General features: G+C 60.3%; 17 protein-coding genes and 1 riboswitch. Of the genes, 7 read left to right on the top strand and 10 right to left on the bottom strand.

All coding sequences use genetic code 11. From position 1 onward, the window contains the following. Position 1: 1 nt before the first annotated feature. Positions 2 to 1,276: a sensor histidine kinase gene (locus ACJ8HH_RS23715; RefSeq protein WP_060452239.1), complete on the top strand. Its 1,275-nt coding sequence runs from the start codon at positions 2 to 4 to the stop codon at positions 1,274 to 1,276. On the opposite strand, the gene ACJ8HH_RS23710 is transcribed toward ACJ8HH_RS23715, so the two are convergent. The 8 genes from ACJ8HH_RS23710 to ACJ8HH_RS23675 all read right to left on the bottom strand — a co-directional run bounded on the left by ACJ8HH_RS23710 (position 1,262) and on the right by ACJ8HH_RS23675 (position 9,000). Beyond that, entirely contained in the window at positions 1,262 to 2,041 is a 780-nt protein-coding gene (locus tag ACJ8HH_RS23710; protein WP_033636724.1) for a helix-turn-helix domain-containing protein, read from the bottom strand. The two genes, ACJ8HH_RS23715 and ACJ8HH_RS23710, sit on opposite strands and share 15 nt — an antisense overlap. A gap of 737 nt (positions 2,042 to 2,778) precedes the next feature. Then, positions 2,779 to 3,912, bottom strand: a complete 1,134-nt coding sequence (thiH, locus tag ACJ8HH_RS23705) for a 2-iminoacetate synthase ThiH (RefSeq protein WP_033649983.1) — start codon at positions 3,910 to 3,912, stop codon at positions 2,779 to 2,781. Beyond that, positions 3,912 to 4,691, bottom strand: coding sequence for a thiazole synthase (locus ACJ8HH_RS23700; RefSeq protein ID WP_060452238.1), 780 nt, complete (start codon positions 4,689 to 4,691; stop codon positions 3,912 to 3,914). The genes thiH and ACJ8HH_RS23700 overlap by 1 nt, the downstream gene beginning before the upstream one ends. Before the next feature lies 1 nt (position 4,692). Then, positions 4,693 to 4,893, bottom strand: a complete 201-nt coding sequence (gene thiS, locus ACJ8HH_RS23695; RefSeq protein WP_016929423.1) for a sulfur carrier protein ThiS — start codon at positions 4,891 to 4,893, stop codon at positions 4,693 to 4,695. Then, positions 4,890 to 5,639 carry a HesA/MoeB/ThiF family protein gene (locus tag ACJ8HH_RS23690; protein ID WP_041037142.1) on the bottom strand — a complete coding sequence of 250 codons (750 nt, stop codon included), beginning with the start codon at positions 5,637 to 5,639 and terminating at the stop codon, positions 4,890 to 4,892. Before ACJ8HH_RS23690 ends, thiS begins: the two co-directional genes overlap by 4 nt. Next, the gene (gene thiE, locus ACJ8HH_RS23685; protein ID WP_033655322.1) at positions 5,632 to 6,282 is read right to left on the bottom strand and encodes a thiamine phosphate synthase; all 651 of its coding nucleotides are present in this window, start codon (positions 6,280 to 6,282) and stop codon (positions 5,632 to 5,634) included. Before thiE ends, ACJ8HH_RS23690 begins: the two co-directional genes overlap by 8 nt. Further along, positions 6,275 to 8,218, bottom strand: a complete 1,944-nt coding sequence (thiC, locus tag ACJ8HH_RS23680; protein WP_033649986.1) for a phosphomethylpyrimidine synthase ThiC — start codon at positions 8,216 to 8,218, stop codon at positions 6,275 to 6,277. The genes thiE and thiC overlap by 8 nt, the downstream gene beginning before the upstream one ends. A gap of 114 nt (positions 8,219 to 8,332) precedes the next feature. Further along, positions 8,333 to 8,457: riboswitch (TPP riboswitch) on the bottom strand. Between the two features lie 39 nt (positions 8,458 to 8,496). After that, on the bottom strand, positions 8,497 to 9,000 hold the full coding sequence (locus tag ACJ8HH_RS23675; protein WP_019456431.1) for an Rsd/AlgQ family anti-sigma factor: 504 nt from the start codon (positions 8,998 to 9,000) through the stop codon (positions 8,497 to 8,499). A gap of 101 nt (positions 9,001 to 9,101) precedes the next feature. Between ACJ8HH_RS23675 and nudC the strand changes: the two genes are divergently transcribed. From nudC to ACJ8HH_RS23645, 6 genes are all read left to right on the top strand, one after another. Then, on the top strand, positions 9,102 to 9,869 hold the full coding sequence (gene nudC / locus ACJ8HH_RS23670; protein ID WP_033638644.1) for an NAD(+) diphosphatase: 768 nt from the start codon (positions 9,102 to 9,104) through the stop codon (positions 9,867 to 9,869). A 38-nt stretch (positions 9,870 to 9,907) separates the two neighbouring features. Further along, entirely contained in the window at positions 9,908 to 10,972 is a 1,065-nt protein-coding gene (gene hemE, locus ACJ8HH_RS23665) for a uroporphyrinogen decarboxylase (protein WP_033636735.1), read from the top strand. A 9-nt stretch (positions 10,973 to 10,981) separates the two neighbouring features. Then, a complete protein-coding gene (gene nfi, locus ACJ8HH_RS23660) occupies positions 10,982 to 11,668 on the top strand; it encodes a deoxyribonuclease V (protein ID WP_049195589.1) in 687 nt (228 codons plus the stop codon). 48 nt (positions 11,669 to 11,716) lie between these two features. Further along, entirely contained in the window at positions 11,717 to 12,307 is a 591-nt protein-coding gene (locus ACJ8HH_RS23655; RefSeq protein WP_025160203.1) for a YjaG family protein, read from the top strand. Positions 12,308 to 12,496: 189 nt separating this feature from the next. After that, positions 12,497 to 12,769 carry a nucleoid-associated protein HU-alpha gene (gene hupA, locus ACJ8HH_RS23650; protein WP_004929874.1) on the top strand — a complete coding sequence of 91 codons (273 nt, stop codon included), beginning with the start codon at positions 12,497 to 12,499 and terminating at the stop codon, positions 12,767 to 12,769. Between the two features lie 36 nt (positions 12,770 to 12,805). After that, positions 12,806 to 13,477 (top strand): DUF1481 domain-containing protein, encoded by a 672-nt coding sequence (locus ACJ8HH_RS23645; protein ID WP_079656126.1) that lies wholly within the window; start codon positions 12,806 to 12,808, stop codon positions 13,475 to 13,477. Positions 13,478 to 13,526: 49 nt separating this feature from the next. Here the strand turns inward: ACJ8HH_RS23645 and purD are convergent, their stop codons facing one another. Further along, positions 13,527 to 14,810, bottom strand: coding sequence for a phosphoribosylamine--glycine ligase (gene purD / locus ACJ8HH_RS23640; RefSeq protein ID WP_033636738.1), 1,284 nt, complete (start codon positions 14,808 to 14,810; stop codon positions 13,527 to 13,529). Positions 14,811 to 14,858: 48 nt separating this feature from the next. Further along, on the bottom strand, positions 14,859 to 16,448 hold the full coding sequence (gene purH, locus ACJ8HH_RS23635) for a bifunctional phosphoribosylaminoimidazolecarboxamide formyltransferase/IMP cyclohydrolase (protein WP_049234649.1): 1,590 nt from the start codon (positions 16,446 to 16,448) through the stop codon (positions 14,859 to 14,861). Positions 16,449 to 16,944: the final 496 nt, after the last annotated feature.

Below are 16,944 nucleotides of genomic sequence, written 5' to 3'. Positions count from 1 at the left end.
GATGAGCAAAAAACTGATCGGTACTCTTATCGCGTTGGTTGCCATCTTCTCCTTATTGATTTTGTTGATTGCCATTAACTTCGGCGGCGTAAAAGAACGCTATAAGCAGATCGAGCCCAATCTGGACAACTACTCGGTGGCCGAGATCCTCTTTCTGGCGTTTGAAAGAACCAAAACCGCGCTGTTGCTCAGTGAAAATAACGACTACGACGCCTTCCAGATCAAAAAGAAAATCTTCTACTCGAAGATTCAGATCCTGGAGAGCCGTTCGACCTTCAGCGACTCCTTTTATTACGACGACGAGTTCATCAAGAATGTTGCGCTGCTGAAGCAGCAGTACCGCACGTTGGACGATCTCTCCACCGGCTTGCTGGTGGGGCAGAAAAACAAGGCGGACATTCTCTCTTATATGGATGATATCGAGGGCACGCTGGCCGATATCCAGGAAATTATTTATCGGATACAGATTAAAAACTTTACCGAAGTGAAAGGCATCATCCAGGAGAATTCGAGTAAAGCCGAGATGTTCGCCCTCTTTTCGTTGATTTTGGTGTTTCTGATGATGTTCCTGGTGCTGAGAAATGCCTTCTCGTTAAAAGAGATCATCAAGAACAAGAACATCTTTATCTCTTCCATTTACCACGAGATCGCCGGCTCGACTCAGGCCATCGTCATTGCCGCGGATATCATGGAGCACGAGCTGGCGCAGGAAGAGTTGAAAAAAGAAGCCCGCCTGATCTCCTATCACGGCAATAAGATCGCCGAACAAACGCGCGAGGTGATGGATTATTCGCGGCTTGAGATGGGGGAAGTCAAAATCAATATTTCCACCTTCCGGCTGAATGAGGTGGTGGACGATGCCGTAACCGGCATCGGCGCCGGGCGCGGCAATCGCCTCGTGATTCACCGTTCGTCTTATGCCGGCCTGATTGGTTCTGATAAATACAAGCTCTACCGAATATTGGCCAACCTGCTCAGCAACGCGGATAAATTTACCCACCGCGGCGCGATAACCCTTAACGTGAAGGTATGTCACGGCAATCTGTATTTGCGAGTAAAAGACACCGGCATCGGGTTTAACGTCAAAAATCTGGATCGGTTGTATAAGGCGTTCAATCAGGGGGTGGAAAGGGAAACGCGGCAGGGGTTGGGGCTGGGGCTGACCATTATCAAAAATTACGTCACGACGATGAAAGGTACCATTAAAGCCAAATCCGTCGAAGGAGTGGGCTCATCGTTTTTGATCCGCATCCCGGTCAAACTAATTAAAGAATAGGTTCGACAGCAGCAGCGAGGAGATAATCAGCGGCTTGGTCGGTTTTTCCACCAGATGTACGTCATAGTGCAGGATCATATCGCCGATGTTTTTCTCGTAGTGATTCAGCTGGCCGGTCAGAATGATGATGCGGGCGTGCGGATCGAGGGCGTCTTTAATTTTCTTCACGACGCGTTCGGAGGTCTCGCCGAAATCCAACAGCCAGTCCAGAATAAACGCCTCAAAGGACTGCTGTTCCAGCGCGGCCAGCATGGCGTCCGCCGTCTGAAAGGTCTCAGTCTCGATGCCGTAGCGGCTGGCGATCTTCTTCAACAGTTCGAGAATATCCCCATCATTGTCCAGGATCGCGATACGCGGGGCCGGCAGAAAGTCTATCTTGTTGACTTTGTACAGTGGAGCCTCGGCGGCATGTTCCCGATTGGTGTTGATGATGAAAAGATCGTCTTTTTTGCAGGCGTAGGTTTCGTCGTTGTCCGCTTGCGTGACCGGGCGCTCGTCAACCTCAATATTGCAGCGCTTGTGAATGCTGTTCATGATAAAGACGGCGTTATGCGTCCTTTGGCCGGCAAACGGCTCGTTGAAGTACTGAAATACCTTTTTGACTTCATCGAGGGTGATGCCTCTTTTGCCATCCAGCTTCTGTTTGGCGCTGTTGTACTGAAGGTTCAGTATGTTGGCCATCGTGGAGGCATGCTTTCTGTCGCCAACTCCTTTCAGAGTGAGCAACGCGCTGATTGCATCGATGTAATTTGGCGTTTTCTTCATGACAACCTTGGCTTTTTTTGATGTTGACCGCGAGCGCTGAAAAACCTGCGCGAGGACCCGTGCTGGATTATAGATGATGACTGGGGGTTGCAGCGATATCAGTTTGATTTTGCTTGTCAAACTCAAAATACACTCGATGCAAAATAAAAAAACACTCAAAAGACATTCACATTTAATCGTTTGTATGGTTAATTAGCGCACATACTGTGTGATTCGCGTCCTGGGGGGGTGCCAGTCTCACAAAATAAACCGCCTGCTCTTGTCCGTAAGCAGGGAGCAGGCGGCAAAAAGATCCGCGGCCAACACCAGGGCCAATGGCAGCACCGGGGATGACCACTCGAATCTCTCTTCGTCGCTGTACCTTCTTATCCTCGTTCCCACTTTTCTGCCGCCACAGCGCTCTATGAGTATCACTCCTGAGTGAGTGCCGCACATCGTTATGCCATCTTTCTGACTGCCCATTAGCCGACAAGGCAATCTGCCCGTACGCCCTTACCGGCCGCGATACGCCATATGCGCGTTGCCGCGGACGAGGGCCCGGCGTCGCGCAAGAGAAGCTCCGGCGCGATCCGGGATGGGATAAGGCGGGGCCATCGAGAGGGTGACGGCCCCGGCCGACGCCGGGTTTGGCGGTCGGCAAGGTCACTATAGCCGGGGAGGTTACCGGCGCCAGCGCCGGCGTTCGGCATTGCGCGGCCGCTCCAGCGTTTTCTTCACGCGGCGGTAAACGTTGCCGCTTATTGCGTGCTGCGTCCCAGATAACCGTCCCAGTCTTTCCACACCGGCTGCAGCCCGGCGTTGCTGATGGCCTCGGCGACCTGCTGTGGCGTGCGGCCGTCGTGCGGCTCGAACTGTTCCAACTCCGGCGGCACATCGTCGGCATAGCCGCCGGGCTGCGTCTTGGATCCGGCGCTGACGCTGTTGATCGCCACCGGGATCATGTGATCGCGGAAGTACGGCGACTCACGCGTAGACAGCGACAGCTCAACGTCCGGTGCGAACAGCCGGAAGGCGCAGATCAGCTGCACCAACTGAGGCTCGCTCATGATCGACGCCGGCTCAATGCCGCCGGCGCAGGGGCGCAGACGCGGGAACGAGATCGAGTAGCGGCTCTGCCAGTAGGTTTGCTGCAGGTAGAACAGATGTTCCGCCAGCAGGTAGCAGTCAGTGCGCCAGCTGTTGGACAGGCCGATCAACGCACCGAGGCCGATCTTGTCGATCCCGGCGCGCCCCAGGCGATCCGGCGTGGCCAGGCGCCAATGAAAATCCTGCTTCTGCCCGCGCAGATGGTGCTGCAGATAGGTGGCCGGGTGGTAGGTTTCCTGATAGACCAGCACGCCGTCCAGGCCCAGCGTTTTCAGTTCGGCGTACTCGTCCTGCGCCAGCGGCTGCACTTCCATCATCAGCGAGCTGAAGTGGCGGCGGATCGCCGGAATGTGCTGACGGAAATAGTCCATGCCAACCTTGCTCTGATGTTCGCCGGTGACCAGCAACAGGTGCTCGAACCCCAGCGCCTTGATGGCTTCGCACTCGCGTGCGATCTCCGCCGCGTCCAGCGTTTTGCGCTTGATGCGGTTGCTCATCGAAAAGCCGCAGTAGGTGCAGTCGTTGGCGCACAGGTTAGAAAGGTACAGCGGCACATAGAAGCTGACGACGTTGCCGAAGCGCTGACGGGTCAGCTGCTGCGCGCGCTGCGCCAGCGGTTCCAGATACGGCGCGGCGGCGGGGGAGATCAGCGCCATAAAGTCGTCGCGCGTCAGCTTGTCGGCGGTCAACGCGCGTTCCACGTCGCGTGCGGTTTTGCCGTTGATGCGTAGCGTAATGTCGTCCCAATCCAGCTGTTGCCAGCGGCTACTGAAATCGTCGGCCATCACTGCGCCTCCTCTGGTTGGCTGAGGAAGGCGGTCAGCGGGCTGGAGGCGGCCGCACCGCGCTGGCAGGCACCCAATCCGGCGCTGCGCGCCAGCTCGCCGGCCTCCAGCGCCAGGCGAAACGCCCGTGCCATTTGCACCGGGTCGCGCGCCACGGCGATGGCGGTATTCACCAGCACCGCGTCGGCGCCCAGCTCCATCGCTTCCAGCGCGTGGCTCGGCGTGCCGATGCCGGCGTCGACCACCACCGGCACCTTGGCCTGCTCGATGATGATCTCGAGGAAGTCACGGGTGCGCAGACCGCGGTTGGAGCCGATAGGGGCGCCGAGCGGCATCACCGCCGCGCAACCCACCTCTTCCAGCCGTTTGCACAGCACCGGATCGGCGCCGCAGTAGGGCAGCACCACAAAACCGTCTTTCACCAGCGTTTCCGCCGCCTTCAACGTTTCTATCGGATCCGGCAGCAGGTATTTCACATCGGGATGGATCTCCAGCTTCACCCAGTGGGTGCCGAGCGCTTCGCGCGCCAGCCGGGCGGCGAACACCGCTTCGGCGGCGGTTTTGGCGCCGGAGGTGTTGGGCAATAGCCTTACGCCCAGCTGCTGCAGCGGCGCCAAAATGGCGTCGTTGCCGCCGCGCAGATCGACGCGCTTCATGGCCATGGTCACCAGCTGTGAGCCGGAGGCCGCCAGCGCCTCCAGCATCAACGCCGGAGTGGCGAACTTGCCGGTGCCGGTGAACAGGCGCGAGGTAAAAGTGGTATCGGCGATTTTCAGCATGTCAGCCTCCGGCGATCGCTTGAAACAGCAAAATGTCGTCACCGTCCTGCACCTGATGGTCGGCCCAGTCGGCGCGCGGGATGATGGTTTGGTTGATCGCCAGCGCAGTGCCCGGCTGGTGGCGTTCCAGCTGGGTCAGCAGGGCGGCGACGCTGAGCGGCTGCGCCAGCTCCAGCGGTTGGTCGTTCAGACGGATCTTCATGCCGCGCCTCCGCATACCGGGCAGGCGCGGGCCTGGCTCAGTTGCAGCGTGCTCCAGCTCTGCTGCTTGCCGTCGAACAGCCGCAGCTTGCCGTTGAGGGAGGAAGGCATACCGGCCAGCATCTTGATGGCTTCCAGCGCTTGCAGAGTGCCGATCACGCCCACCACCGGGCCGAGCACCCCGGCGGTGCGGCAGTTGCGCTGCGGCTCTTCCTGCTCCGGGTACAGGCAGGCGTAGCAGCCGTGCGCATAGGGCGGCTCGAGCACCAGCAGCTGGCCGCTGAAGCCGACCGCGCTGCCGCTGATCAGCGGCTTGGCGGCGGCGATGCAGGCGGCATTGACCTCATGACGGGTCGCCATATTGTCGCAGCAGTCCAGCACCAGATCGGCGCGGGCGACCGCGTCGCGCAGCGCTTGCCCCTGCAGCCGCTGCGCCAGCGGGATGGATTCCACCAACGGGTTCAGCGCCTGCAGGTGGCGTTGCGCCAGCGCCGCCTTGCCGGTGGCGGTATCGGCGCTGCGGTAGAGGATTTGCCGCTGCAGGTTGGTGACATGCAGCTGGTCGTCGTCGGCCAGCAGCAGCGTGCCGACGCCGGCGGCGGCCAGATACAGCGAAGCCGGGGAACCGAGCCCGCCCAAACCGACGATCAGCACCGTGGCGCGCTTGAGTTTCTCCTGGCCTTCCGGGCCGACGTCCTCCAGCAGCAGCTGGCGGCTGTAGCGCAGGAATTCCTGATCGTTAAGCATCGTTCGGATCCTCGCCTTCGATCAGCCGCAATAGCTCGGCCGTCGCCGCGCGCCAGTCCGGCGCCTGGGTGATGGCGCTGACCACCGCCACGCTGCCGACGCCGCACGCCAGCACCGCCGGTACGCGATCGATGCTGATCCCGCCGATCGCCACCGTCGGGTAATCCGCCAGGCCGGCGATATGGCGTTTCAACTCCGCCAGCCCCTGCGGCGCCGAAGGCATGTCTTTGGTCTGGGTAGGGAAGATGTGCCCCAGCGCGATGTAGGAAGGTTTCACCGCCAGCGCGCGTGCCAGCTCGGCGTCGTCATGGGTGGACACGCCCAGCCGCAGCCCGGCGCGGTGAATGGCCGCCAGATCGGTAGTATCGAGATCCTCCTGGCCCAGATGCACGCCGTAAGCGCCGTGCTTGATCGCCAGCCGCCAGTAGTCGTTGATGAACAGCCGCGCCTGATAACGCTGGCCCAGCGCGATGGCGGCGGCGATATCCGCTTCGACCTGCTCGTCAGGCAGGTCCTTGATGCGCAGCTGGATGGTGGTGACGCCGGCCTCCAGCAGGCGAGCGATCCATTCCACGCTGTCGACGACCGGGTAAAGCCCCAGCTTGTGGGGCGTAGCCGGGAAGGGGGTCGTGATATCAGTCATTGCTTGTCTCCTCTTGCAGGGTGCCGGCGCTGTGATACAGCTCGCTGCCGCGGGCGCGGAACTCGGCGGACATTTTCTCCATGCCGGTCAGCTGCACTTCGATCGGCTTGGCGGCTTCCTGGGCCGCGGCGTAGTCGCGCACCTCCTGCGAAATTTTCATCGAGCAGAATTTCGGCCCGCACATCGAGCAGAAGTGGGCGACCTTGCCGGACTCCTGCGGCAGGGTTTCGTCGTGATAGGCGCGGGCGGTGGCCGGATCGAGCGCCAGATTGAACTGATCTTCCCAGCGGAATTCGAAACGCGCCTTGGACATGGCGTTATCGCGGATCTGCGCACCCGGATGGCCTTTGGCCAGATCGGCGGCGTGAGCGGCGATCTTGTAGGTGATCAGGCCCTGCTTGACGTCCTCTTTGTTCGGCAGGCCGAGGTGTTCTTTCGGCGTGACATAACACAACATGGCGCAGCCGAACCAGCCGATCATTGCCGCGCCGATGCCGGAGGTGAAATGGTCATAGCCCGGGGCGATATCGGTGGTCAGCGGGCCGAGGGTGTAGAACGGCGCTTCGTGGCAGTGTTCCAGCTCTTCGGTCATGTTGCGGCGGATCATCTGCATCGGCACGTGGCCCGGGCCTTCGATCATCACCTGCACGTCGTATTCCCAAGCGATTTTGGTCAGCTCGCCCAGCGTATGCAGCTCGGCGAACTGGGCTTCGTCGTTGGCGTCCTGAATCGAGCCGGGGCGCAGGCCGTCGCCGAGCGACAGCGAAACGTCGTAGGCGGCGCAGATCTCACAGATTTCACGGAAATGCTGATAGAGAAAGTTTTCCTGATGGTGCGACAGACACCATTTGGCCATGATCGAGCCGCCGCGCGACACGATGCCGGTCAGGCGTTTGGCGGTCATTGGCACGTAGCGCAGCAGCACGCCGGCGTGGATGGTGAAGTAGTCGACTCCTTGCTCCGCCTGTTCCAGCAGCGTATCGCGGAACATCTCCCAGGTGAGGTTTTCCGCCACGCCGTTGACCTTCTCCAGCGCCTGGTAGATCGGCACGGTGCCGATGGGCACCGGGCTGTTGCGCAGGATCCACTCGCGGGTTTCGTGAATATAGCGGCCGGTAGAGAGATCCATCACGGTGTCCGCGCCCCAGCGGGTGGACCACACCAGCTTCTCCACCTCTTCTTCGATCGACGACGTGACCGCCGAGTTGCCGATATTGGCGTTCACCTTCACCAGGAAATTGCGGCCGATGATCATCGGCTCCGCCTCCGGATGGTTGATGTTGGCGGGAATGATGGCGCGGCCGGCGGCCACTTCCTGGCGCACGAACTCCGGCGTGATGTTGTCCGGCAGGTTGGCGCCCCAACTTTGGCCCGGGTGCTGGTGGCGCAGCACCTCGCCGCGAATGCGCTCGCGCCCCATGTTTTCACGGATGGCGATGAACTCCATCTCCGGGGTGACGATGCCGGCGCGGGCATAGTGCAGTTGGGTCACGCGCCTGCCCGGCAGCGCCTTGCGCGGCAGCGGCAGATGTTCGAAGCGCAGATGATCCAGCCCCTCGTCCGCCAGCCGCTGTTGGGTGAAGCCGGAGCTGGCGCCGCTGAGGGTGGCGGTATCGCCGCGCGCGTCGATCCAGCCGGCGCGCAGTTTGGCGAGACCGGCGTGCACGTCGAGCTTGGCCTGCGGATCGCCGTAGGGGCCGGCGGTGTCATACACCGGGATCGCCTCGTTGGGTTCATACTGGGGGTTGTCTTTGCTGCCGCCGAGCAGGGTCGGGCTGAGCTGAATTTCGCGCATCGGCACCTGGATATCGCTGCGCGAGCCTTGCAGATAGATACGGCGTGAGTTCGGGAAAGCCATGCCTTGCAGGGTGTCGATAAACTGCTGGGCGGCTTCGCGTTGCGCTTTACGGGCGCGCGGTGGATTAACGTTAGACATAGCAAGTTCCTACCAGTGTGTTGGGTTGGGAAAGTTGCTTGTCTGGAGCTCGGAGGGAGTAATGATGGTGGCCGATAAGGCAGGGCGCCCGCAAGGGGAAGGCCGTGCCTGTGGCGATAGATTACTCTTGTTCCCTTCGCGGGTATTAACCCGATCAGGTTCCGCGGATCCCGAATTAACGGTCTCAGCCTGGCTGATTCGATGAACAAATCAGGCGCTAGGCACTCCGACAAGATGCCCCCCAGTATAGGAGGGATAAGAAAAAAAACTATAAAATTTTAACGCGCCGGATCCAGCGCCTGGTCCGGCAGCGGTTGCTGCGCGGCTTCCGCCTCCAGCAGGATCAGCTTATCTTCCAGCGCAAAGCGCGCCGCCAGCGTTTCGCCGATATCCGACAGGGCCTGGTGGAATTCCAGACAAACCTCCTGATCGATATCCACTTCGGTATAGCGATCGTGGAACGCCATGATCTGTTCGGTATTGGCCCACAGCTTGGGGTAGATGTTCACCGCCAGCGACATTTTCGGACTGGCTGCGCCTTCCACTTGTTTGATAATTCTGTCATAGATATGAAAATGCCCTGCGGAGAGGTAATCCACCAGGTTGTGGCAAAAGTTCTCCAGCGCTTTTTCATTCAGCGGCGTATGCTTTTCTTTATTCGGTTTGAGGCCTACCAGCGTGCAGTAGGCGACCAGCAACTGCTTGCGGGCCTGAAGCCATTGATCAACTAATTCATTACTACCGCCAACGCGCTGAGTCAGCCTTTCCAAACGGTTGAGCATGTTTGACTCCGTGTAAGTAATAAAAGTAACCGGTAAGTTATTAAAATGTAACAAAGCCGATTCGTAGAGTGCCAGTGAAGCTGAGGTTGTGCAACAACGATATGGAACTTGCATTAACGGGCAATGAAAACGGCTGGTGGATCGTCAGCCATGAAAGCAAACTTTGGTTACCGAACGGTGAATTGCCGTCGGGGACGGCCGCCACCCTCGGGCTGCAGGGCCGTATGGCGCGCACCATCGGTGAGTGGGCGGGCGCGCCGGTTTGGCTGGTGCGCCAGGCGATGCCGCGGGAGATGGGCTCGGTGCGTCAGCTGTTGGATCTGGATCGCGGTCTGTTTCAGCTTGCCGGGCGCGGCGTGCAGCTGGCGGATTTCTACCGTTCACATCGCTATTGCGGCTACTGCGGCCATGAGATGCACCTCAGCCGCAGCGAGAGCGCCTGCCTGTGTGGCCACTGCAAAGAGCGCTACTATCCGCAGATTGCACCCTGCGTGATCGTCGCCATTCGGCGCGAGGATCAGATCCTGCTGGCGCAACACGTGCGCCATCGCGGCGGTATCCACACGGTACTGGCCGGCTTCGTCGAAGTGGGCGAAACGCTGGAGCAGGCGGTAGCGCGCGAAGTGATGGAAGAGAGCAATATCGAAATCAAGAACCTGCGCTACGTCACTTCACAACCCTGGCCGTTCCCGCACTCGCTGATGATGGCCTTTATGGCCGATTACCATCAGGGGGAAATTCGTCACGATCCCAAGGAGCTGCTCAACGCTGGCTGGTATCGCTACGACCAATTGCCGCTGTTGCCGCCGCCCGGCACCGTGGCGCGCCGGTTGATTGAGGACACCGTGGCGCTGTGCCGGGCAGAATAATGTACAATGGCCGGCAGATTATTAAGGGAGCCCCATAAATGACTGAGTTGAAGAACGATCGCTACCTGCGCGCGCTGTTGCGCCAGCCGGTGGATGTGACCCCCGTATGGATGATGCGCCAGGCCGGTCGTTATTTACCGGAGTACAAGGCGACCCGCGCCCAGGCCGGTGATTTCATGTCGCTGTGCAAGAACGCGGAGCTGGCCTGCGAGGTCACGCTGCAGCCGCTGCGCCGCTATGCGCTGGACGCCGCCATCCTGTTCTCCGACATTCTCACCATTCCCGACGCTATGGGGCTCGGCCTGTACTTTGAAGCCGGCGAAGGCCCGCGTTTCAGCTCCCCCGTTACCTGCCGCGCCGACGTCGACAAGCTGCCGGTGTTCGATCCGGAAGTGGAGCTGGGCTATGTGATGAACGCGGTGCGCACCATTCGCCGCGAGCTGAAGGGCGAAGTGCCGCTGATCGGCTTCTCCGGCAGCCCGTGGACGCTGGCGACTTATATGGTCGAAGGCGGCAGCAGCAAAGCCTTCACCAAGCTGAAGAAGATGATGTATGCCGAACCGGCCACGCTGCATCTGTTGCTGGACAAGCTGGCGGACAGCGTGATCCTGTACCTCAATGCCCAGATCAAAGCCGGCGCGCAGTCGGTGATGGTGTTCGACACCTGGGGCGGCGTGCTGACCGGGCGCGACTACCGCGAGTTCTCTTTGCACTACATGCACAAGATCGTCGACGGGCTGCTGCGTGAAAACGACGGCCGCCGCGTGCCGGTGACGCTGTTCACCAAAGGCGGCGGGCAGTGGCTGGAGGCGATGGCCGCCACCGGCTGCGATGCGCTGGGGCTGGATTGGACCACCGACATCGCCGACGCGCGTCGGCGCGTCGGCGACAAAGTGGCGCTGCAGGGCAATATGGATCCGTCGATGCTTTATGCCTCCCCGGCGCGCATCGCGGAAGAAGTGGAGACCATTCTGGCCGGTTTCGGCCACGGCAACGGCCATGTGTTCAACCTGGGCCACGGCATCCATCAGGATGTGCCGCCGGAGCACGCCGGCGCCTTCGTCGAGGCGGTACACGCGCACTCGGCGAAATACCACCGTTAAGGATCCGATGTGACCGATATGGCGGCCCTGCGCGCCGAACAGCTGCGGCGCGCGGCTGAAGTCATTCGCTACGACGATCTGCCGGCCGAACCGCCGGCCTTCATCGCCGGCGCCGACGTGGGCTTCGAGCAAGAAGGGGCGGTGACGCGCGCCGCCATCGCCATCCTGCGCTATCCGTCGCTGGAACTGGTGGAGTATCAGGTGGCGCGCATCGCCACCGTCATGCCCTACATCCCGGGCTTCCTGTCGTTTCGCGAATACCCGGCGCTGTTGGCCGCCTGGGGGCAGCTGCAGCAGAAACCGGGGCTGATCTTCGTCGATGGGCATGGCATTTCGCATCCGCGGCGTCTCGGCGTCGCCAGCCATTTCGGCCTGCTGGTCGATGTGCCGACCATCGGCGTGGCCAAGAAGCGCCTGTGCGGCAAATTTGCGCCGCTGGACGCCGCCGTCGGCGCGCTGGCGCCGTTGGAAGATAAGGGTGAACCGCTGGGCTGGGTGTGGCGCAGCAAGGCGCGTTGCAACCCGCTGTTCATCTCTACCGGCCATCGCGTGAGCGCCGACAGCGCGCTGGCGTGGGTGCAACGCTGTATGGCGGGCTACCGTTTACCGGAGCCGACCCGTTGGGCCGACGCCATCGCATCGCGCCGTCCGGCGTTTCAGCGTTGGTTGCAGCAGCATCCGGAGGTGTCGCCATGAGCGATTTCGGGTACACTGCGCCGCAGATAACGCGTAAGAGAGTAAAGCATGCTACGTAACCCGATTCATTTACGTCTGGAACGGCTCGAGGCCTGGCAACATTTGACCTTTATGGCCAGTTTGTGCGAGCGTATGTACCCGAATTACCAGATGTTCTGCAAACAGACCGAGTTCGGCGATCCGGCGGTTTATCGCCGCATTCTGGATTTGGTGTGGGAAACGCTGGTGGTGAAGGACGCCAAGGTCAACTTCGACAGCCAGCTCGAGAAGTTGGAAGAGGCGATTCCGTCGGCGGAAGATTACGATCTTTACGGCGTTTACCCGGCAATTGATGCCTGTATCGCATTAGGGGAACTGATCCATTCGCGGCTCGGCGGGGAGACGCTGGAGCACGCCATCGCCATCAGCGAAACATCGATTCGCACCGTGGCGATGTTGGAAATGACCCAAGCTGGTAAGGAAATGACCGACGAAGAGTTGGAAAGTTTGCCTGCGGTAGAGGAAGAATGGGACATTCAATGGGAAATTTTCCGCCTGTTGGACGCCTGTGAAGAGCGCGATATAGACCTGATCAAGGGGCTGCGATCCGACCTGCGAGAGGCCGGTGTCAGCAACATCGGGATAAATTTAGCGCAATAAGGCAACAAAACGTGATTTAACGCCTGATTTGTCATGCCTTAAGGCTTCACATCCGCACCCTGTCTGGTCTACATTTGGGGGGCGTAAAAAAAGTGGCTATCGGTGCGTGTATGCAGGAGAGTGCTGTCAATCGGCATATCCGTCGCACTCGATGCTTTGCAAACGATAAACACACTGTAAGGATAACTTATGAACAAGACTCAACTGATTGATGTAATCGCGGACAAGGCTGACCTTTCCAAAGCACAAGCTAAACTGGCTCTGGAATCCACCCTGGCTGCTATTACTGAGTCTCTGAAAGAAGGTGATGCAGTACAATTGGTTGGCTTCGGTACTTTCAAAGTAAACCATCGTAGCGAGCGCACTGGCCGCAACCCACAGACTGGCAAAGAAATCAAAATCGCAGCAGCCAACGTGCCTGCGTTCGTTTCTGGCAAAGCACTGAAAGACGCTGTTAAATAAGACCGCGCCTCGGTGAAAAGAATAAACAGGGGGGCGATGGCGCCCCTTTTGTTTGCTCGTCGGGCGCTCATGGCCGTTGGCATCGCCGTCGGCCTGAGTGCCTGCAGTTTCCATTCCGATATCCCCAGCTTTACCGCCAGCGGCTTCGTGGCCGATCAGGGTGTGATACGCCTGTGGCGTAAAGACGATGAGCAACATCGTCCGCAGGTGTTGGTCAGCGTCTACAGCCCTTACCGTGGTCCGGGTACCATCACCACGCTGTACACCTATCAGGGCGACGTGCTGCGCCAAATCAAACGCAACGATGCCGACGGCGATCGAGATTCCATTCAGCTGCGCTTTGCCGACGACGGCACGGTGAGCTTTATGCAGCGCCAGTTGGCGACACGCCGCGAACCGTTGACCAGCGATGAAATCGCTCTGTACCAATATCAGGCGCGGCGGATCCTTGAAGTGAGCAATGCGCTGCGCGCCGGCAAGGTGAAATTGCTGCAGGGGCGCTGGATGCAGGGCGAGGTGCAAACCTGCGACGGCCAACGCATGAAACCGGGGCTGGATGCCGCCTCCATCGTTTGGATCGAGAAACGCGCCCGCAGCAGTAGCCGGCCGGTGAGCGTCGCCTGGCTGGAAGCGCCCGAAGGCAGCGAACTGCTGCTGGTGGCGAACGACGACTTCTGCAGCTGGGAACCGAAAGAAGACCAGCTGTAAAAAAGGCCCCGCGCTGCGGAGCCTCCCATCATGACCTTAGACGGCCAAATCACTTGCCGCGCGCAATCGCGCGATAACCGATATCTTTGCGGCAGAAGCTGCCCGGCCACTGAATGCCTTCCGCCAGCTGGTAGGCGCGTTGCTGCGCCTGCGCCACGGTGTCGCCCAGCGCCGTTACGCACAGCACGCGGCCGCCGCTGGTGACGACGTCATCGCCCTGCAGGCGCGTACCGGCATGGAAGACCTTGCCGTCGGCGCTTTCCTGCTGCGGCAACCCCTGGATCACTTCGCCGTTGCGATAGTCCCCCGGATAACCGCCGGCCGCCAGCACTACGCCGAGCGCAGGGCGTTCGTCCCAGTCGGAGCTTTTCTCGTTCAGGCGGCCTTCGGCACCCGCCAGGCACAGTTCCACCAGATCGGAACGCAGGCGCAGCATGATCGGCTGGGTTTCGGGATCGCCAAAACGACAGTTGAATTCGATCACCTTCGGCTGGCCATCGGCGGCGATCATCAGGCCGGCGTACAGGAAGCCGACGTAGGTGTTGCCTTCCGCCGCCATGCCGCGCACCGTCGGCCAGATCACCTGATCCATGGCGCGCCGGTGGATTTCGTCGGTCACGACCGGCGCCGGGGAGTAAGCTCCCATGCCGCCGGTGTTCGGGCCGGTGTCGCCGTCGCCGACGCGCTTGTGGTCCTGGCTGGTGGCCATTGGCACCACGTTCTCGCCGTCGACCATCACGATGAAGCTGGCTTCTTCGCCGTCGAGGAACTCTTCCACCACGATGCGATGACCGGCGTCGCCGAAGGCGTTGCCGGCCAGCATGTCTCGCACCGCCTCTTCCGCTTCCTGCAGCGTCATCGCGACGATCACGCCTTTACCGGCCGCCAGACCATCGGCCTTGATGACGATCGGTGCACCTTTGCGGCGCACATAGGCCAGCGCCGGCTCCACCTCGGTAAAGTTTTCATATTCGGCGGTCGGGATGCGGTGGCGCGCCAGGAAATCCTTGGTGAAGGCTTTGGAGCCTTCGAGCTGCGCGGCGGCCTGCGACGGGCCGAAGATTTTCAAACCGGCGGCCTGGAAGGCATCGACCACGCCGATCACCAGCGGCGCTTCCGGCCCGACGATGGTCAGACCGATGTCATGGCTCTGGGCGAAAGCGACCAGGGCAGGGATGTCGGTGGCGGCGATCGCCACGTTTTCCAGATTGGCTTCCAGCGCGGTGCCGGCATTGCCCGGCGCAACGTAGACTTTATCCGCCAGCGGAGACTGGGCGGCTTTCCAGGCCAGCGCGTGCTCGCGCCCGCCGTTGCCGATAATCAAAATGTTCATCAGGGGCTCCACGAATGGCGTGCGCCGGAGCGCACGCGGCAAAAGGAATTAATGGCGGAAGTGACGCATGTCGGTAAAGATCATGGCGATGCCGTGTTCGTTGGCGGCGGCGATCACTTCGTCGTCGCGGATAGAGCCGCCCGGCTGGATCACGCAGGTGATGCCGACCGCCGCCGCGGCATCGATGCCGTCGCGGAACGGGAAGAAGGCGTCGGAGGCCATGGCAGACCCTTTCACTTCCAGCCCTTCATCGCCCGCTTTGATGCCGGCGATCTTGGCGGAGTAAACGCGGCTCATCTGGCCGGCGCCTATGCCGATGGTCATGTTGTCACGTGCATAAACGATGGCGTTGGATTTCACGAACTTGGCCACTTTCCAGCAGAACAGCGCGTCGCGCAGTTCCTGTTCGGTCGGCTGACGCTCGGATACCACACGCAGATCGGCGGCGGTTACCATGCCCAGATCGCGATCCTGCACCAGCAGGCCGCCGTTGACGCGCTTGAAGTCCAGCCCCGCCACACGTTGCTGCCACTGGCCGCAGGCCAGCACGCGCACGTTCTGCTTGGCGGCCAGCAGGGAGCGCGCTTCCTGGGTGACGTTTGGCGCGATGATCACTTCCACGAACTGGCGGCTGATGATCGCCTGCGCGGTGGCGGCATCCAGCTCGCGGTTAAAGGCGATGATGCCGCCAAAGGCGGAGGTCGGGTCGGTTTGGTAAGCGCGCTCGTAGGCGGCCAGGATGTCATCGCCGATCGCCACGCCGCAAGGGTTGGCGTGTTTGACGATCACGCAGGCCGGCTCGGCGAACTCTTTCACGCATTCCAGCGCGGCGTCGGTATCGGCGATGTTGTTATAAGACAGCGCCTTGCCCTGCAGCTGTTCGGCGGTCGCGACGGACGCTTCCTTTACCTCTTCTTCTATATAGAAGGCGGCCTGCTGGTGGCTGTTCTCACCGTAGCGCATATCCTGCTTCTTGATGTAGTTGAGGTTCAGGGTGCGCGGGAAGCGGCCGGACGGCTGCTCGGTCTCGCCGTGGTACGCCGGCACCAGCGCGCCGAAGTAGTTGGCGATCATGCTGTCGTAGGCGGCGGTGTGCTCGAAGGCCTTGATGGCGAGATCGAAGCGGGTGGCGTAGCGCAGCGAACCGTCGTTGTTGTCCATCTCGGTAATGATGGCGGCGTAGTCGCTGCTCTTCACCACGATGGCGACGTCTTTATGGTTCTTGGCGGCGGAGCGCACCATGGTCGGGCCGCCGATATCGATATTCTCGACCGCGTCTTCCAGCGAGCAATCCGGGCGCGCCACGGTTTGGGCGAACGGGTACAGATTGACGACCACCATGTCGATAGGCTGGATGTCATGCTGAGTCATGACGGCGTCGTCCTGTCCGCGGCGGCCGAGAATACCGCCGTGAACTTTCGGGTGCAGGGTCTTTACTCGTCCGTCCATCATCTCCGGGAAGCCGGTGTAGTCGGAAACTTCGGTAACGGGCAGACCGGCGTCTGCCAGCAGGCGAGCGGTACCGCCGGTGGAGAGCAATTCAACGCCGCGCTGGGAAAGCGCTTCGGCGAATTCAACGATACCGGCTTTGTCAGACACGCTGAGCAGGGCCCGGCGGATTGGACGAGGTTGTTGCATGGTTTTATCCCTTGGCTTTGAGTCGCAATTAAAGAGCGTTACGTGAATGTCCACCTCGTTCTCTCTATAAGGAAGGGTTTTTTGCCTTATAAAGGGAGGGGCAGGCGCATATTCAGGTAGCGCCCCCATAAAAAGGGGATCGTTTCTTCGCGGGGAATTGTAGCGAAAACGTTTGCGTGGCGCTCGTAAATTTTCCGTGCAAATCGCATCTGTGGATAACACTGTGTGCAAGTGGGTATAAGGCGGGGTTTTGCTGTGGAATGCAGCGAACGATCGTTTTTGCGGAAAATACCTGTTGCGACCTGCGAGGAACTCCCTATAATGCGCCTCCATCGACACGGAACATGTGAACAACTTCACAGAGTATCCGGGGTCGCAGAGAAAAAATCCTGAAAATTAGGGTTGACTCTGAAAGAGGAAAGCGTAATATACGCCACCTCGAGTTAGCAAGCGAAAGCGCCTAACTCACTGCTCTTTAACAATTTATCAGACAATC

Source organism: Serratia sp. CY32780 (assembly GCF_052169135.1).
GTDB classification, from domain to species: domain Bacteria; phylum Pseudomonadota; class Gammaproteobacteria; order Enterobacterales; family Enterobacteriaceae; genus Serratia; species Serratia sarumanii.
Note: the sequence above shows the minus strand (reverse complement) of the source record. Positions and strands in the feature narration are given on the sequence as shown.

Excerpts from the sequence above, each read along its gene's own strand:
- ACJ8HH_RS23715 (WP_060452239.1), top strand. The coding sequence starts at position 2 with ATGAGCAAAAAACTGATCGGTACTCTTATCGCGTTGGTTGCCATCTTC.
- ACJ8HH_RS23710 (WP_033636724.1), bottom strand. The coding sequence starts at position 2,041 with ATGAAGAAAACGCCAAATTACATCGATGCAATCAGCGCGTTGCTCACT.
- thiH (WP_033649983.1), bottom strand. The coding sequence starts at position 3,912 with ATGGCCGACGATTTCAGTAGCCGCTGGCAACAGCTGGATTGGGACGAC.
- ACJ8HH_RS23700 (WP_060452238.1), bottom strand. The coding sequence starts at position 4,691 with ATGCTGAAAATCGCCGATACCACTTTTACCTCGCGCCTGTTCACCGGC.
- thiS (WP_016929423.1), bottom strand. The coding sequence starts at position 4,893 with ATGAAGATCCGTCTGAACGACCAACCGCTGGAGCTGGCGCAGCCGCTC.
- ACJ8HH_RS23690 (WP_041037142.1), bottom strand. The coding sequence starts at position 5,639 with ATGCTTAACGATCAGGAATTCCTGCGCTACAGCCGCCAGCTGCTGCTG.
- thiE (WP_033655322.1), bottom strand. The coding sequence starts at position 6,282 with ATGACTGATATCACGACCCCCTTCCCGGCTACGCCCCACAAGCTGGGG.
- thiC (WP_033649986.1), bottom strand. The coding sequence starts at position 8,218 with ATGTCTAACGTTAATCCACCGCGCGCCCGTAAAGCGCAACGCGAAGCC.
- ACJ8HH_RS23675 (WP_019456431.1), bottom strand. The coding sequence starts at position 9,000 with ATGCTCAACCGTTTGGAAAGGCTGACTCAGCGCGTTGGCGGTAGTAAT.
- nudC (WP_033638644.1), top strand. The coding sequence starts at position 9,102 with ATGGAACTTGCATTAACGGGCAATGAAAACGGCTGGTGGATCGTCAGC.
- hemE (WP_033636735.1), top strand. The coding sequence starts at position 9,908 with ATGACTGAGTTGAAGAACGATCGCTACCTGCGCGCGCTGTTGCGCCAG.
- ACJ8HH_RS23655 (WP_025160203.1), top strand. The coding sequence starts at position 11,717 with ATGCTACGTAACCCGATTCATTTACGTCTGGAACGGCTCGAGGCCTGG.
- hupA (WP_004929874.1), top strand. The coding sequence starts at position 12,497 with ATGAACAAGACTCAACTGATTGATGTAATCGCGGACAAGGCTGACCTT.
- ACJ8HH_RS23645 (WP_079656126.1), top strand. The coding sequence starts at position 12,806 with ATGGCGCCCCTTTTGTTTGCTCGTCGGGCGCTCATGGCCGTTGGCATC.
- purD (WP_033636738.1), bottom strand. The coding sequence starts at position 14,810 with ATGAACATTTTGATTATCGGCAACGGCGGGCGCGAGCACGCGCTGGCC.
- purH (WP_049234649.1), bottom strand. The coding sequence starts at position 16,448 with ATGCAACAACCTCGTCCAATCCGCCGGGCCCTGCTCAGCGTGTCTGAC.